Origin of the sequence: Jiulongibacter sediminis, assembly GCF_001306455.1 — a bacterium.
Taxonomy (GTDB): domain Bacteria; phylum Bacteroidota; class Bacteroidia; order Cytophagales; family Spirosomataceae; genus Jiulongibacter; species Jiulongibacter sediminis.
In genome coordinates this window covers 254,699-270,599 of sequence record NZ_LGTQ01000012.1, presented here as the reverse complement: position 1 = coordinate 270,599, position 15,901 = coordinate 254,699, and the positions used below count along the sequence as shown (strand labels likewise).

General features: G+C 42.1%; 10 protein-coding genes. 7 read left to right on the top strand and 3 right to left on the bottom strand.

Annotated elements, in window-relative coordinates:
• Positions 1-1,080 (bottom strand): mannose-1-phosphate guanylyltransferase, encoded by a 1,080-nt coding sequence (locus AFM12_RS16120; RefSeq protein WP_055150202.1) that lies wholly within the window; start codon positions 1,078-1,080, stop codon positions 1-3.
• Positions 1,081-1,100: 20 nt separating this feature from the next.
• On the bottom strand, positions 1,101-1,952 hold the full coding sequence (locus AFM12_RS16115; RefSeq protein ID WP_055150199.1) for a glycosyltransferase: 852 nt from the start codon (positions 1,950-1,952) through the stop codon (positions 1,101-1,103).
• Positions 1,953-2,143: 191 nt separating this feature from the next.
• Here AFM12_RS16115 and AFM12_RS16110 point away from each other — a divergent pair, with 191 nt between their 5' ends.
• The 4 genes from AFM12_RS16110 to AFM12_RS16095 all read left to right on the top strand — a co-directional run bounded on the left by AFM12_RS16110 (position 2,144) and on the right by AFM12_RS16095 (position 9,601).
• The gene (locus AFM12_RS16110; RefSeq protein WP_055150197.1) at positions 2,144-3,490 is read left to right on the top strand and encodes a sigma-54-dependent transcriptional regulator; all 1,347 of its coding nucleotides are present in this window, start codon (positions 2,144-2,146) and stop codon (positions 3,488-3,490) included.
• Between the two features lie 140 nt (positions 3,491-3,630).
• Positions 3,631-4,761, top strand: a complete 1,131-nt coding sequence (locus tag AFM12_RS16105; RefSeq protein ID WP_055150195.1) for an FIST signal transduction protein — start codon at positions 3,631-3,633, stop codon at positions 4,759-4,761.
• Positions 4,748-8,128, top strand: a complete 3,381-nt coding sequence (locus AFM12_RS16100; RefSeq protein WP_055150192.1) for a PAS domain-containing hybrid sensor histidine kinase/response regulator — start codon at positions 4,748-4,750, stop codon at positions 8,126-8,128. The genes AFM12_RS16105 and AFM12_RS16100 overlap by 14 nt, the downstream gene beginning before the upstream one ends.
• Before the next feature lie 222 nt (positions 8,129-8,350).
• The gene (locus tag AFM12_RS16095) at positions 8,351-9,601 is read left to right on the top strand and encodes an efflux RND transporter periplasmic adaptor subunit (protein WP_055150383.1); all 1,251 of its coding nucleotides are present in this window, start codon (positions 8,351-8,353) and stop codon (positions 9,599-9,601) included.
• A gap of 52 nt (positions 9,602-9,653) precedes the next feature.
• Here AFM12_RS16095 and AFM12_RS16090 read toward each other — a convergent pair whose 3' ends face one another.
• Positions 9,654-10,019, bottom strand: a complete 366-nt coding sequence (locus tag AFM12_RS16090; RefSeq protein WP_082391382.1) for a four helix bundle protein — start codon at positions 10,017-10,019, stop codon at positions 9,654-9,656.
• 84 nt (positions 10,020-10,103) lie between these two features.
• Between AFM12_RS16090 and AFM12_RS16085 the strand changes: the two genes are divergently transcribed.
• The 3 genes from AFM12_RS16085 (at position 10,104) to AFM12_RS16075 (ending at position 15,792) form a co-directional block, all read left to right on the top strand.
• Positions 10,104-10,781, top strand: a complete 678-nt coding sequence (locus AFM12_RS16085; RefSeq protein WP_055150189.1) for an ABC transporter ATP-binding protein — start codon at positions 10,104-10,106, stop codon at positions 10,779-10,781.
• 98 nt (positions 10,782-10,879) lie between these two features.
• The gene (locus AFM12_RS16080) at positions 10,880-13,312 is read left to right on the top strand and encodes an ABC transporter permease (protein WP_055150186.1); all 2,433 of its coding nucleotides are present in this window, start codon (positions 10,880-10,882) and stop codon (positions 13,310-13,312) included.
• Between the two features lie 98 nt (positions 13,313-13,410).
• Positions 13,411-15,792: an ABC transporter permease gene (locus AFM12_RS16075; RefSeq protein WP_055150183.1), complete on the top strand. Its 2,382-nt coding sequence runs from the start codon at positions 13,411-13,413 to the stop codon at positions 15,790-15,792.
• Positions 15,793-15,901: the final 109 nt, after the last annotated feature.

Here is a 15,901-nt window from a genome sequence, read left to right as displayed (position 1 = left end):
TTAGAAATACGTTTCTGATACAGTTCCCTTAATCTGATTGATATAGCTTTTGATGTCCTGCTCTTTGTCTTTGCTGCAGATCAGCAGAGCCTCAGGAGTATTGACCACAATGAGGTTATCAACTCCGCCAACAAGTACCAGCTTCTTGTCATTAGAGTGGACAATGCAGTTATGGCTGTCCAGAACAACCGTCTCTTTACCGCTAACCGCATTCTTTTGCTCATTCTTTGTGAAGTTTTCCCAGGCACTATTCCACGTTCCCAAATCGCTCCAGTCAAATTCGGCCTCAATCATAAAGACGTTATTTGCCTTCTCCAGAATGGCGTAGTCAATTGAGATGGATTCGCATTGGCAATAGATTTCTTTCAGAGCAGTATTTTCCTGATCTGTATTATATGTCTCTTGAATGCTCTCAAATAGAGAATTTATGGAAGGGTTATGCTCGGCAAAAGCAGAAATGATGCTTTCTGTTTTCCAAACGAATATGCCGGAGTTCCAGAAGTAGTTGTTCTTCTTTACAAAGGAGATAGCCGTTTCCAGATCAGGCTTTTCGGTAAATCGATTAACCTTTGAAATATTTTCTCCGTTGGCTTCCCGAGTTTCGATGTAACCGTAGCCGGTATTGGCATAAGAAGGTTTGATCCCGAAAGTGACGAACGAGTCGCCTTGGTCAGTATAACTCAGAGCCTGAAGACAATTTTTTTCAAAAGCTTCCTCGTTTTTGATCAAGTGATCACTGGGAGCAATGATCATATTGGCCTCCGGATTTTCAGCATGAACTTTATGCGACACGTAAGCAATGCAAGGTGCCGTATTTTTTCGCTCCGGCTCGCCCAGGATATTGCCTTTTGCCAGTTGTGGTAACTGACTTTCTACCAATGAGACATATTCTTCAGAGGTAACAATGTAGATGTTTTCTACTGGTGTGAATTTGGCAAAACGGTCATAAGTAGCCTGAAGAAATGATCTTCCGGTATTTAAAATATCCAGAAACTGCTTAGGGTAGGTGCTTTTGCTGACAGGCCAGAATCTGCTTCCAACTCCACCAGCCATTATAGCGACGTAGTGATTCTTGTTCATCTTGATAGTATCGTTAATTCTTAATTGTAGTTTTTAAGCATGAGACCATGCTTTTTGTCAAAAATGCTGTAGCCTGATTTCGTTTTGAATTTGTCTGACCAGTTGTACTGGAAATACATCATCAGTAATTGCAAAGGGATTCTGACAGAGTCTTTTAGCTTCAATTTGGAATCGCCAATTTCTGACCAGTAGAGGAGTGGATATTCGAGGACTCCTTTTCTAAGGCTGTTGCCGCCAAATTTTTTCTTTAGCCGCATAAAAATCTCAACATCAAAAAGCCATGGGGTATTAAAGTTTGACCCGAACAGAGAAGGAACAAGGCTACGATGGAAAATTTTCGCTCCGCACTGGGTGTCCTGAAAATTCGTTCTGAGAATCAGTCGGATAAAAGTCTTAACTATATTGCTGAGAACAGAGCGGTTATCTTTTCTTTCAATATCAGCTCCAAGTCTTGGGATTCTGCTGCCTACTATGGCTCCATAGCGGCTATGTTCGTCAAGATAGTTGGCCATCAGAACCCACTCCTCTGGTTTGGTGGCCAGGTCGGCATCCAAAAAACCAATCAGGCCAATATTTCTGAAATTGTTGAAGATGTGATTGATTCCACTTCTTACGGCTTCCGATTTGCCACTATTTTTTTGCAGATTAAGAACTTCAACCTTTGATGGGTAAAGCGACTGGAAGTGCTTTAAGGCTTCGAGAGTCTTATCCTTACTGCCATCGTTGACGAGGCATAAAAGAGTGTTTGAGTTTGCATCGAGAAATCTCCCGAAATCAGTTGCCGGAAACCGCGTTTCCTCGTTATAACAAGGAACAACCATGGCGTAATGATAGGCAGGGCTTCCCCCAAGGGCGGTGTTATTAGTATTCATTTATAATTACGTTTTATCTTGTGCCAATTGGATTTCAAAGTATGTGCCACAGGGTTAAGTATCTTATAATAAGGGGTTGATGATTTTTTGGCAATAAAATATATTCCAAAAAATGGACAAATTCCATAATTGAGATAGTGTGTATTATCTGGAAATTCGTATATTTGATGAACTATTCTAAAGTCTGCCCAATGAATTCATTCAAAATTTTTGTCGTAGAAGATGACCCCTGGTACCGGGAGGTGCTTTCATACCATTTAAGTCTCAATCCCGATTATGAGGTGATCATCTTTGAGACTGGTAAGGAGTGCCTTTCTTCTTTGCACCAACGACCTGATTTGATTACCATTGACTTTTCTCTTCCTGACATGACAGGAGATGACCTGTACAAAGCTATCCGAAAGGTTGATGCCAAGGTGCCAATGATTGTGATTAGTTCACAGGAAGATATTAAGGTGGCCGTAGGGATGATGAAGATGGGTGTTGCAGACTATCTTGTTAAGGATGAAAATACCAAAGATTTTCTCTGGAATAGTATCCTGAGAATCAGGGAGAATCTAAGTCTGAAAGAAGAAGTAGAGACCCTGAGAGAAGAGTTGGGTCAAAAGTATTCGTTTGAAAAATCGCTTATTGGTCAAAGCCCGGCGTTAAAGAAAGTTTTTGCTTTGATGAATAAGGCCATTGAGACCAACATAAATGTCTCTATTACTGGTGAAACCGGTACCGGAAAGGAGTTGGTGGCCAAAGCAATTCACTTTAATGGCAGCCGTAGGCGTAAGAAGTTTATTCCGGTGAACATGGGGGCAATTCCCAAGGAGCTGATTGAAAGTGAGCTTTTCGGACATGAAAAAGGAGCTTTTACCGGGGCGGTCGGTCGTAAAATCGGAAAGTTTGAAGAAGCCAATGGTGGAACTATATTTTTGGATGAAATCGCTGAACTGGATCTTAATCTTCAAAGTAAACTTCTTCGGGTTTTGCAGGAACGCGAGGTTGTGCGAGTGGGAGGTAGTGAGGTAGTCCCTTTAGATATTCGAATAATTACGGCAACCCATAAAGACCTTAAAGAAGAAGTACGACAAGGTAATTTCAGGGAGGATCTGTATTTCCGTTTAATTGGTATGCCAATCAACCTGCCTCCTTTGAGAGAAAGGGGCGGCGATGTGTTGATTCTGACTAATCACTTCCTGGAGGGATTTGTCAAAGAAAATAAAACCAAACAAATACGCATTTCTGACGGTGCGGCTAAAAAGCTGATGAATTACAGCTTTCCCGGAAATGTGAGAGAACTTAAAGCTACGGTAGACTTGGCGGCAGTCATTTGCTCTGATCATCTTATTCAAGAGTCAGATATTACTTATCTCTCTTCTCAAAAGGAGAAGCTGTTCGTAAGGGGGAATAAAACCTTGCGTGAACATACCTGTGATATCATCCAATACTACCTTGAAAAGAATGAGGGCGATGTCTTAAAAACGGCTGCTGACCTTGATATTGGAAAGAGTACCATTTACAAAATGATGAAAGACGGGGAAATTTCGTGATTCCATTTTTTGGAATGTTTTTCCGTTTTGTGGAATTTGAGATTCGTGGGGTCCGGCGTAACTCATTTGTTTTAAGTTGGTTGGTTTTGTTGGAATAGTTTTGGTTTTAGCACCAATTGTGAAAATATATTCATTCTTAAATGAAGTCAACTCAATATAAATATTCAGGCGGAAGCTGGCAAACCCGGGGTTCTAAAGATATGGATGGTCAGGAAGCTGATCTCGTCCTTTGTTTTGGTGGTAAAGAACAAATTGCTCAAAACAAGGTCTATGACTCCCTCCGTGAGAAATTCCCAAAGGCCGAAATAAGTATTTGTAGCACGTCGGGAGAAATTTTACAATCGGCAGTCTATGATAATTCTCTTGTTGCTGCGGCTATTCAGTTTGATTCGACAGAAATAAGAAGTGTAAGTACTTCAATTGCGGATCATGACAGCAGTTTTTCTGCAGGACAGTTTCTTGCCAATGAGCTGCCTTCAGACGGTCTTCAATACATTATGGTTTTTTCTGATGGCTCTCAGGTCAATGGAAGCGAATTGGTAAAAGGGCTTTCAACGGCTGAGGTTCTTGTAACCGGAGGCTTGGCAGGAGATGGCTATGATTTTGAATCTACTTTGGTAGGTCTGAATGCGTCACCTGAGGAAGGGAAAATTCTGGTTTTGGGCTTCTACGGAGACAAGCTCAAGGTGGCTCATGGTTCACAGGGAGGTTGGGATAACTTCGGACTTGAACGAAAAATTACAAAAGCTGAAGCCAATGTTTTGTATGAGATAGATGGTGAAAATGCCTTAGACCTTTATAAAAAGTATTTAGGCGATGAGGCAAAAGAGCTGCCCGGAGCCGCTCTTTTGTATCCACTTTCAGTGATTATACCGGGTCTGGACAAGCCTGTGGTAAGAACTATACTCTCTGTCAATGAAGAAGAAAAGAGCATGGTTTTTGCCGGAGATGTACCTGAAGGATCCAGTGTCCGGCTCATGCGGGCTAATTTTGATCGCTTGAGAATAGCGGCCTCTAACGCAGCCGTACTTTCCGCTAAGGATGGTCTGCCAGATGATTCGTTTGCTTTGCTGGTGAGCTGTGTAGGTAGAAAGCTCGTTCTGGGCCCTCGTGTAGAAGATGAGATTGAAGCTGTAAGACAGACCTTAGGTACGAATGTTCCTGTTTTAGGTTTTTACGCGTATGGTGAAATTTCTCCGTTTAATGAAGGAGGAGACTGTCAGCTTCACAATCAGACCATGACAATCACCACATTCTATGAGTTACAATAGCCTGCTTCAAAGGCAAATCCAGAAACTATGGCCCAATGGCCCTGAAAGTCTTACACAGGAAGACATAACGAAGTTCCTTCAGGATGTCAGTAATACCTATGACTCCCTGGAGAAAGCGAGGAATATGGCTGACAGAGCCTTTGAAATTAGCGAAAATGAATATCAGGAGGTCAATGTCAGGTTAAGCCGGGAGCTTGATAAAAAAGAACTTTCTATCAAGTCTTTAGTAGATGCGGTAAATGAAATAAGTGAGGTAAAAGTTGACGTCATTGATCAAGACATTGTAGGTCTTGCTAATCTGATAAACGAAGAAATTAAGAACAGAAAGAGTGCTGAAAGTGTCTTAACATCCCTAATCACTAATCTTAAAAACGGGATTCTGCTTGAAGACAGAAACCGGATAATTCGTTTTTCAAATCAGAATTTCTGCGACATTTTTAAAATCCCCTCTCCGGATTTGATTCAAGGGCAGGACTGTAGCAATACTGCTCAGGATGTCAAACATTTTTTCAAAGATCCGGAGTCTTTTGCGGCTCACGTAGAAAAATGTGTAGAAAGCAAGGAGCTTATTCTTGCTGAAAATTTTGAACTGGCGGATGGCCGATCTTTTCTCCTTGATTATATCCCTGTCTATTTAGAGAATATTTACGATGGCCATCTCTGGAGTTATACCGAGATTACAGAGAATCGAAAAAAGGAGCTTGCCATAGCCGAAAATGAGCGAAAAAACAGGCTCATTATGAATGCGGCTTTGGATGCCATCATTACCATAGACAAGAAGAGTCTGGTTAATTTCTGGAATCCGCAGGCGGAGAAAATATTCGGGTGGTCTGTTGAAGAAGCAGTAGGAAAACCTTTGCATCAGCTTATTATACCTAGAGTACATCATGAAGGCCACAGGAAAGGAATGGAGAACTTTATTTCTTCAGGTCATGGCCCTGTGTTGAACAAGCAAATTGAGCTTCCGGCATTACATAAAGATGGTCATGAAATCTCAATAGAGCTTTACATCCTACCTATTGGTCAGGGTGAAGACATGTTCTTTTGTTCGTTCATTCGGGATATTACCGAGCGAAAACATATCCTGGAAGAAAAGGAAAGGCTTAGCCTTGTAGCCAGTGCCAATGAAAATGGGGTGGTCTTTGTAAACAATAATGAACGAATCGTTTGGTGTAACGAAGGATTCAAAAGAATGACAGGATACTCCGAGACCGAAATTCTTGAAGGAATTCCTCTCGAAATGTTCATTGGTCCTAAGACTAATCAGGAAGAATTATTAAGTCTTCTGAAGTATTTTCATGAAGGTGCCAGTATAAGTACTGAAATAATTTTATACCGCAAAGATGGGAGCAGTTTCTGGGTTCGGGCCAAGGGCCAGAATCTTGCCGGTGCTGAAAATTATTTCTTCATGCTGGAAGACATTACTCAGGAGAAAGAGACACAAACCCGCCTTAAAGAGTACGATGAAAAACTAAAAATTGCCCTGAATAACGTAGGTGATAATTATTGGGAGCATGATTTCGTAAGTGATGAAACCGTATTTCTGAGTCCGGGAGATAAGTTTCTTGGGTTTGAACCGGGTGAAATAGGAGATGATAAAGCAAGTTTTTGGTGGAGTAGGGTGCATCCTGATGATCTGGCCATTCTGGACAACCTGGACAATGAATATAAAAACAAGAAAAGGAAAAGACATAATTGCGAATATCGAATTATCCAGAAAGATGGGAGTATACAATGGGTGATTGACAGAGGAGTTGTCATTGAGTTTGATGAAAATGACAGACCGTTGAGGATCATTGGGACACATATTGACATCAGCGAACAGAAAAAACTGGAACGTGAACTTATTGAAGCCAAAGAGATAGCAGAATCAAGTACCAAAGCGAAAGAGATATTCCTGGCTAACATGAGTCATGAGATGCGTACGCCTATGAATGCGATCGTAGGTATGGCAAACCAGTTGAAGAAAACGGCTTTGAATGAAAATCAGGAGTTTTACACCAATACCATCGGTTCCTCTGCCGATAACCTTTTGGTTATTATCAACGATATTCTGGATTTGTCTAAAATTGAAGCCGGTGAGCTTACGATTGAGCAAATCGGTTTTGAGCCATCAAAAGTGATTGGAAGCGTCATGCAGTCTATGATGTATCGGGCTGAAGAGAAAGGACTTTATTTTATTAACTCTTACTGTGATCTCAGGCTTGCTCCGATTCTGATTGGTGATCCTTACCGAATAAACCAAATCTTTTTAAATCTGATTTCTAATGCGATCAAATTCACTCATAAAGGTGGAATAGACGTACAATGTCATGTCACTGAAGATAATGACTCAACCCAAATAGTTGAAGGGCGGGTGATAGATACAGGAATCGGAATGGATCCGGCGTTCAAAGACCGGATCTTCCAGAAGTTCAAGCAGGAAGATGACAGCGTGACCCGTAAATTCGGAGGAACGGGTCTTGGGATGAGTATCTGCAAAGAGTTAGTAGAACTGATGGGGGGAGAAATTGGAGTTGAAAGTGAAAAGGGGAAAGGGACAATGGTTTATTTCAGAATTCCGATGACCAAAGGATCTGAGAGTGATCTTCCCCGAAAAGAGAAGAAAGATTTTGACTCTTCTTTACTGGACAATAAGACCATCCTGGTCACCGATGATAACGAGATGAACCGCCTGGTGGCTTCTACGATTTTGAAGAACTATAACGTTAACGTACTTGAGGCTAACGATGGGTTGGAATGTATTGAAATGATAAGAACCCATCAGCCAGATCTTGTGCTCATGGATGTTCAAATGCCAAACATGGATGGCTTGGAAGCTACCCGCCTCATCCGTTCTGAAATAAGTAAAACGCTTCCGGTAATTGCCCTTACGGCTCTTGCTTTGAAAGGCGAAGAGGTGAAGTTTAGAGAAGCTGGAATGAATGATTATGTCTTGAAGCCTTTTCAGGAAGAAAGCCTTCTGGAAGTCATTTGCGACCTTATTGAATCACCTTCTAAAGAAATTACAGAAGAAAGCCATGGACGCTCTATTGCTTCCGATCAACTCTTTAGTCTTGAAAACCTTCAATCCATAGGAGATGAGGCTTTTGTCAAAAGGATGGCCGATATGTTTGTCAACCTTTCTCAGCAAAACATGAAAGAGATGAAGGAGGCGTATAGAGTTGGTGATTTTGTTCGGTTAGGTAAACTTGCTCATAAAATCAAACCTTCACTGGATAATATGGCCATTCACTCTTTGACCAATATTATTAGGGATGTTGAGAAGAATGCGGTTAATTATGGTAAATCAGAACAGCTGGAAGGGTTACTTGAAGAAATTGAAGGAGTTTTGAATAAGGTGATAGAAGAGTTGAAAAAAAGATAATCTCAGTTTTTTTAATTGTTTGAGGCGGAAGAGAATGAATGTTTTCTTCCGCTTTTTTTTGCACTGTTCGGAAGCAACTCTGAGTGTCCGTTATTGAACACAAATAATTTCCTTAAAAAATAATAAGTTACAGATAATGAGGTGCTTATATATTTTGGCACAGACTTGGCAAAATCAGATTTGAAGTTTGGCACAGCGGCCAACGTAACGATTAAAATAGGAATGGACAGAAAAATTGAGAAGAAATACTGGAACACCAAACGCATAGCTTATATAGCCCTGGGCGTCTTGCTGGCCACTTTTGTCATATATCAGCTGGCTTTTGCAGACAAACGGTCAAAGCTGAATGTGGAAACAGATAAGATCACAATCTCTGAAGTGAAAGAGGGCGTTTATGACGAATTTATCATTGTTCAAGGGGTTGTTCAACCCTTAAAAACGATACAACTGGATGCCATTGTAGGTGGTTATGTAACTCAAAAACTGGTAGAGGGTGGAAACATGGTAGATGAAGGAGAAATAATTCTTCGCCTCGAAAACCAGCAGCTCAAATTGAATTTTTTACAGTCTGAAACCGAAGCAAGTCGATTGGTAAATGAGCTTCAAAACACTCGCCAGCGACTGAAAGTGGAGCGTTTCAATCTCCAGAAGACATTGAGCGACCTAGATTTTCAAATTGCTCAGGCGAAAGATGCATTTGACCGTAACGAGAAACTCAGAAAAGATAATGTGGTTTCTGATATGGAATATCAAAACACCAAACGCGAATATGAGCGATTGATGCGTCAGCGTGAAATTGAGATTGAGTCTCAAAAATACCAGCAGGAAAATGCCGAAATACAGATCAAACAACTGGAAGGTACACTTGCTAGAACTGAGCAGAATGTTGAACTGTGGCGTCAGACCATTCAAAACCTTGTGGTGAAAGCCCCGGTTTCAGGTCTTCTTTCGTCAATTGATGTAGAGATCGGTTCAAATATCAATCAGGGTCAAAACATTGGTCAGATTGACGATATGGATGGTTTTAAGCTCAGAGCTGATATTGACGAGCATTATATCTCTAGGGTTTTCCCTGGTCTGAAAGCCACTTTCGATTTTAGTGGGACAACCTATGAGATGGAAATTATTAAAGTGTACCCCGAGGTGATTAACGGACGTTTTGCGGTGGATTTAGTTTTCAATGCTCAAACACCTGATGGTATCAGACGTGGACAGTCTTCCCCTATTAGATTAGAGCTCGGTGAATCTGAGAAAGCTATTCTGCTTCCGGTAGGTGGCTTTTTCTCAGACACCGGTGGCAACTGGGTATATGTGGTCGAAGAAGGAGGTAGCCGTGCTGCCAAGAGAAACATAACGCTGGGAAGAAGAAACCCGCAGTATTATGAGGTCTTGGATGGCCTTCAGCCAGGCGACAAAGTCGTTACCAGTTCATATTCAAATTTCGGGGATAAGGAGGTATTGGAGTTGAAGTAGGGTTAAGGCTCAAAAGTTAAAGGTTAAAAGTCAAAGGTTAAAGGTGGGGGGCTTATCGACCAAGTCTACCGTTGATACTGCTCATTAAGGTCTGAATTTGTTTCGAAAGAGTTTTCAGAAGTGATATGTATCCATCAGCCTTTTGCTCTTTCATAAGTTTAACACCTTTGGCGAAGATGATTTGAGTTCGAACCTCACCTGCCGAGCCTTTAGCATAACGCAGAAAATTGTAGAAGTCTTTGTTATTATTTCTCTCAAAGCCTTCAGCAATATTGAGAGGTACTGATAAACTGGCTCTTAAGATTTGGTCGCGATAGGCAAAGTCTTTACAGTCTTTGAATTCAGTATAAAGTTCAGTTGCGATGGACATAGATTCTTGCCAGATGTGTAAGTCCTCGAAAGAAGAAATTTTAGACATAGAAAGTTGTATTAAAGTTGGTTGCAGAAATAAAGATAAAGATCACGTTTTACTTTTAACCTGTAACCTTTAACAAAATAAGTAATGATTAAAGTAAGCAATTTACAAAAAGTCTTCACCACCGATGAAGTAGAAACCACGGCCTTAAATGGTATTGATCTAGCTATTAAAGATGGCGAATTTGTGGCCATTATGGGGCCTTCAGGTTGCGGTAAATCGACCTTATTGAATATCCTCGGTTTGCTGGATAATCCGTCTGAAGGGAGCTATGATTTTTATGGAACCGAGGTCGCCAATATGTCGGAGCGTCAGCGAGCTCAGCACCGAAAAGGAAACATTGGTTTCGTTTTTCAAAGTTTTAACCTGATCGATGAGTTGACGGTTTTCGAGAATGTGGAATTACCTCTGCTTTATCTGAAAACCCCGGCTGCCGAGCGTAAAGAAAAAGTGGAAGCGGCTTTGGAACGGATGAACATGATGCACCGTAGAAATCACTTTCCGCAGCAGCTTTCAGGCGGGCAGCAGCAGCGTGTGGCCATAGCTCGTGCTGTGGTGGCCAAGCCTAAACTTATTCTAGCTGATGAGCCAACAGGTAACCTGGATTCAGCGAACGGCGAAGACGTGATGAAGCTGTTGCAAGAACTGAATAATGAGGGCACTACCATCGCCATGGTGACTCACTCACCTTACGACGCCGGCTTCGCCCATCGAATCATCAATCTGTTTGATGGTAAGATTGTTACGGAGAATTTTCATGTTTAGTTTTTAAAAGGAGAAAGGAGAAAGGAGAATCGGGAAATTGGAAAAATAGTCCGTGTTCCTTGTTCCATCCTCCGTGTTCCGATTAATAAGAAAAAGCTATGATCAAGAATTACATCAAAATCGCCTGGAGAAACATGACTAGGAACCGGTCTTTCTCCTTTATCAATGTGTTCGGGCTGGCAGCGAGTATGTCGGTTTGCTTGCTTATCATTCTCGTGATTCAGGACCAGTTTGCCTACGATGATTTCCATGAGAATCGTGACAGAATTTACCGGGTCCACACCACCAATGGACATGGCTTTCTCTCGGCAAGCTCGGCTTTACCACTGGCTGACGAATTGAAAAGAGAGTTTGATGGTATTGAAGCTGCAGTGGGCCTGAGTAAAGACTTTGGTGGAGATTTAGTGTATAATGAAAAGTATGCCTCAGGAGGAGGCTATTTCGCTGGCGAAGATTTCTTTAAAGTACTTGATTTTCCTTTAGCCGAAGGTGATGAAGCCACCGCTTTAAAGGAACCCTATTCTATAATTATTAGTCAGAAAATAGCCGATAATCTGTTTCCTCGGGAGGATCCGATCGGTAAGGTCGTTCAGTTTAATGAAAGGGGGCTTCAGGCCAACGGCCTAGAAGAGGGGAACCGTGAAACACCCTACGGCCTTTTCACAATTAAAGGGGTACTTGCGACGCCTAAAGGAAAAACGCACCTACCATTTGAGCTTCTGGCTTCTCAAAGCACCATGAGATCTCTGGCCGCTGATTCCATACTCAACTATTCAGAAAGCGACTGGAATAATGTCTGGACCAATTACACTTATGTGTTGATGAAGCCCAATCAGTCGAAAGAAAATCTTCAATCGGCTTTAGATCAAATTTCGGGTTCAACCTATACGGACCCTAATTCGGATCAATTTCAATTTAAGGCTGCCGAATTAAGTGAGCTTACCCCATCAGCCGGTTTTATTGGCAATATGACCAGCCTCACCCTGCCGATGCCGGTTTTGTGGGTTTTGACGGCTTTGTGTCTGGTGGTGATGTTCTCCGCCTGTTTGAATTATACGAACCTCTCGGTGGCCCGGGCCTTAAGCCGTGCAAAAGAGGTAGGTGTTCGTAAAGTTTCAGGTGCAAATCGTCGTCAGATTTTCGGTCAGTTTATTGTTGAAGCGATTGGTTTTGCTCTGGTTTCATTGGTGATGGCCTATGGCCTTTTGTGCCTGCTCCAAAATAGCTTTACTGATTTATGGCTAAATCAAAACTTCCTCAAAATCAGTCTTTCACAGAACGTATGGACAGTCGGACTATTCCTGATATTTAGCCTTTTGGTTGGTTTAGTAGCGGGATTGCTACCAGCCATTTATGTTTCTGCTCTAAACCCGATTCATATTTTCAAAGGATTCGGACAGGTTCGTTTTTTGAAGAGAATGAGTGTAAGAAAGGGGCTAATGGTGGTACAGTTTGTGGTATCGTTAGTCTTCATTATTTCAGTGTATGTGCTGTTTGCACAAAGCAAGCACGTCTTCAATTTCAATTACGGTTTTGATAAAGACAATGTGGTGAATGTCAAAATTCTTAAAGAGGATAATTACGACCGCTTTGCTCAAAAGCTTGCCTCGAATAAATATGTTTCTTCATTCTCGGCAGCTTCAGTGATTCCGGCAGAAGGCAGGCATATGGCCCGGCAGGTCAAAATGCTGGATTCCCGGGGAGATAGTTTACAAACCAGCTATTTTGATATTGATAAGGCTGTTCTTGAAGTTTGGAAAATTCCGCTTCTCGCAGGAGAAGGTTTGCCTCTTAATCCTTCAGATCATTCGATTTTAGTGAATGAGGAATTTGTGAAAAATGCTGGTTATGGCAGCCCGGCTCAGGCCATTGGTCAGGGAATCAACTTTGCTGACGATGATAATGTCCAGATTGTCGGTGTTGTGAAAGACTTCCACTATTTGCTTCCAAATCAGCATACTGAAAATCTGATGCTGAGAAACAGAAAGTCGACTTTTGAGTATGTCACCATCCGAACGTCAGGAATTGACAATTCAGAAGCTATTGCCAGCCTTGAGGCCGACTGGAAATCCGTAAACCCAGACTCTAAGTTTGAATATAAATGGATGGATGACCAATTGCTTTTCATGCATCGCATGTTAAGAGACATTACCTCAGTCATCGGTTTTATTTCGCTCCTCGCTATCCTGATTTCATGCCTTGGGTTGCTCGGAATGGCTGCCTATAATGCTGAAAGTCGGGTTAAAGAAATGGGTATCAGACTAGTTCTTGGTTCCTCAGTGAAACAAATCATTTTTATTCTCTCGAAAGGATTTTTGAAGCTGCTGGCTGTGGCTGCGGTCATCGCACTTCCGTTGGCCTATTTTATCAATAATCTCTGGCTTCAGGATTTTGCAGAGCGAATCACCCTCGGGCCGGGAATATTATTAGCCGGAGTTTTATCCATGGCTCTATTAAGCCTGTCTATGGTCTTCTCACAATCATACCGGGTGGCTGTAAGAAACCCGGTGGAAAGTTTGAGGAGTGAATAAGGTTAAAGGTTGAATGTAAATAGTTGAAAGTGTCAGATATCTGTAAACTTCCTTCGGCTTTTAACCATTAAACTTCAACTTCATAAAATTAAAAAGCTATGATACGTAACTACATCAAAATCGCATGGAGAAGTCTCAAGAGAAATAAGACTTATGGTGCAATTAATGTGCTTGGTTTGGTGCTGAGTACGGCTTCGGCAATCCTGATTTTTGCTTTCATTAGTTTTCATCTGAGTTTTGATGATTTTCATGAAGAAGATGATCAGATCTATCGGGTAGTTACCCAGCAAAAAAGAGAATCTGTTTCGTATTCATTTTCTGCACCTCCGGCTTTGGGTTTGGTTCTGGGTCAGCAGTTTGATTTTGAGGAGCAAATCACCCGTCAGGTCAATGAACAAAATGCCCAGATTTCATACGGGGACAATCAAAAGCTCGTGCTTGAGGAAGGAATTAGTTATGTCAATCCTTCTTTTTTTGAAATCTTCAATTTTCCGGTTCTAAGCGGAGACGTAGCAAGTACCTTTGAGGAACCTGGGAAGGCCGCTGTTACGGAGGAAATGGCTAATCTTCTATTTGGGACTACAGACGTAATAGGGAACACATTTAAGGTAGATAACTCTTTTTTGGCAACCATTTCAGCTGTCTTGAAAGACCTGCCTTCCAATACCTTTCAGGAATCTCAGGTGTTTCTTTCATACCCTACGGTCAAAGATTATAACGAGTGGTACGTTGACCCTGATGCCTGGGGTGGAATAACCTCTGAAGTGATTTGTTTTGTAAAGCTCAAACCCGGGGTTGATCCCGCAGACGTTGAGAAGGCGATGCTACCTTTTCCTGATAAATATCGTCCGGGGAGCACCAACAAGCATACCTATTTTTTGCAGCCTTTGAAGGAAATGCATTTTGACCCCCGATACTACGGGCCAATGCCCGAGCGGACGCTTTGGACGCTCGGAATCATCGGTTTGTTTTTGATCATTTCTGCTTGTCTGAATTTCGTCAATTTGGCTACTGCTCAGGTGTTTAACCGATTGAAAGAAGTGGGAGTGAGGAAGTCGCTGGGGAGTAGGCGTGCTCAGCTTTTCTGGCAGTTTTTGACCGAGACTTCACTGATTTCTTTTACGGCGGTTATTCTTTCTTTTTTAACAGCTCTGCTCTTTTTGCCATATCTAAACACACTAGCCGAAATTGAATTACAAACAGATGCTTTGCTGAATTTAAATCTCCTGATTTTCTGCATCATTGTATTTGGGCTCGTTACTCTCTTCTCGGGCTCTTACCCTGGTTTACTCTTGGCACGATTTGCCCCGGTAAAAGCTTTAAAAGGAAAACTGGCTGGTCTTACTGTGGGAGGATTAAACCTTCGGAAAGGCTTGATTATAGTCCAGTTTGTTATTTCGCAGGTTCTGATCATCGGGATGTTGGTGATTTTGAAGCAAATGCGTTTTAATCAAACCGCAGATTTAGGTTTTGACCGTGAGGCAGTCCTTATTGTACCCATCGGAACCAATAATGATGTGGCAGACCGTAGTAGTTTCAGGCAGCAATTGCTGAATCAAGCCGACATTGAAAATGTGAGTGTTTGTTTCTCTCCACCTGCATCGGGCTTTGGCTGGGGTACGGGTATCCGAATGGTAGAAAGGGATGAACCGGAGGCCTTTCATGTGAGTGTAAAAGCCGGGGATGAAAATTATCTGGAAACATTTGGCGTGACTTTATTGGCCGGCAGAAACATCCGGCATTCTGATACGCTCAATGAAATCATTGTCAATGAGACCATGCTCAGCAAACTAAACTACACATCACCCGATGAAATTCTTGGTAAATACCTTTCCGTAAGCGGTAATGAAGCGGTACCTGTTGTGGGCGTTGTGAAAGATTTTCATAATTCTTCAATGCATGAAGAGATATCACCGGTGGTTATTGGGTCATTTGATAATGTGTTTTTCAATTATGCGGTAAAAGTCAACCCGCAAAATATCAAGGCGGGCTTAAGTCAGATAGAAAAAACATGGGCAGAGTTAAATCCGGACCAAGTGTTTGATTATGGCTTTGTAGATGACGCCATCCGGGAGTTTTATGAAAGTGAGGAGCGTCTTCTTTCATTACTCAAAGTGTTTACCGGAATCGCTATTTTCATCGGAGCTATGGGCTTATTTGGGCTTGTGTCGTTCATGGTTGAGCGGAAGACCAAGGAGATCGGAGTTCGCAAAGTTTTGGGTAGCAGTGTGGCACAAATTCTATGGATTTTCGGGAAAGAGTTTACTACGCTCATTGTGATTGCTTTTGTGGTGGCCTCGCCGCTGGCCTGGTGGTTTAGTGATCAATGGCTTCAGGACTTCCAATTCAGGGTGGATCTTAATGTCTGGATATTTACGGCAGCTATACTGCTTACCGGTCTGGTGGCAGTGGTTTCGGTCATTTTTAAAGTGGTCAAAGCTGCAACGGTGAATCCGGTCAAATCTCTAAGAAGTGAATGACCCTGTGGGTGAATTCTTTGAGGAGCGAGTGATTGCGGAGGAGAAAGCCTGCCTGTCGGCTGACAGGGAACAAGTAGAGGGAAAAAGGGAGCAAAAGTATAGAACAAGT

Bases quoted from the DNA above. Each gene is read 5' to 3' on its own strand.
- AFM12_RS16105 (WP_055150195.1), top strand. From the start codon at position 3,631: ATGAAGTCAACTCAATATAAATATTCAGGCGGAAGCTGGCAAACCCGG.
- AFM12_RS16100 (WP_055150192.1), top strand. From the start codon at position 4,748: ATGAGTTACAATAGCCTGCTTCAAAGGCAAATCCAGAAACTATGGCCC.
- AFM12_RS16085 (WP_055150189.1), top strand. From the start codon at position 10,104: ATGATTAAAGTAAGCAATTTACAAAAAGTCTTCACCACCGATGAAGTA.
- AFM12_RS16080 (WP_055150186.1), top strand. From the start codon at position 10,880: ATGATCAAGAATTACATCAAAATCGCCTGGAGAAACATGACTAGGAAC.
- AFM12_RS16110 (WP_055150197.1), top strand. From the start codon at position 2,144: ATGAATTCATTCAAAATTTTTGTCGTAGAAGATGACCCCTGGTACCGG.
- AFM12_RS16120 (WP_055150202.1), bottom strand. From the start codon at position 1,080: ATGAACAAGAATCACTACGTCGCTATAATGGCTGGTGGAGTTGGAAGC.
- AFM12_RS16075 (WP_055150183.1), top strand. From the start codon at position 13,411: ATGATACGTAACTACATCAAAATCGCATGGAGAAGTCTCAAGAGAAAT.
- AFM12_RS16090 (WP_082391382.1), bottom strand. From the start codon at position 10,019: ATGTCTAAAATTTCTTCTTTCGAGGACTTACACATCTGGCAAGAATCT.
- AFM12_RS16115 (WP_055150199.1), bottom strand. From the start codon at position 1,952: ATGAATACTAATAACACCGCCCTTGGGGGAAGCCCTGCCTATCATTAC.
- AFM12_RS16095 (WP_055150383.1), top strand. From the start codon at position 8,351: ATGGACAGAAAAATTGAGAAGAAATACTGGAACACCAAACGCATAGCT.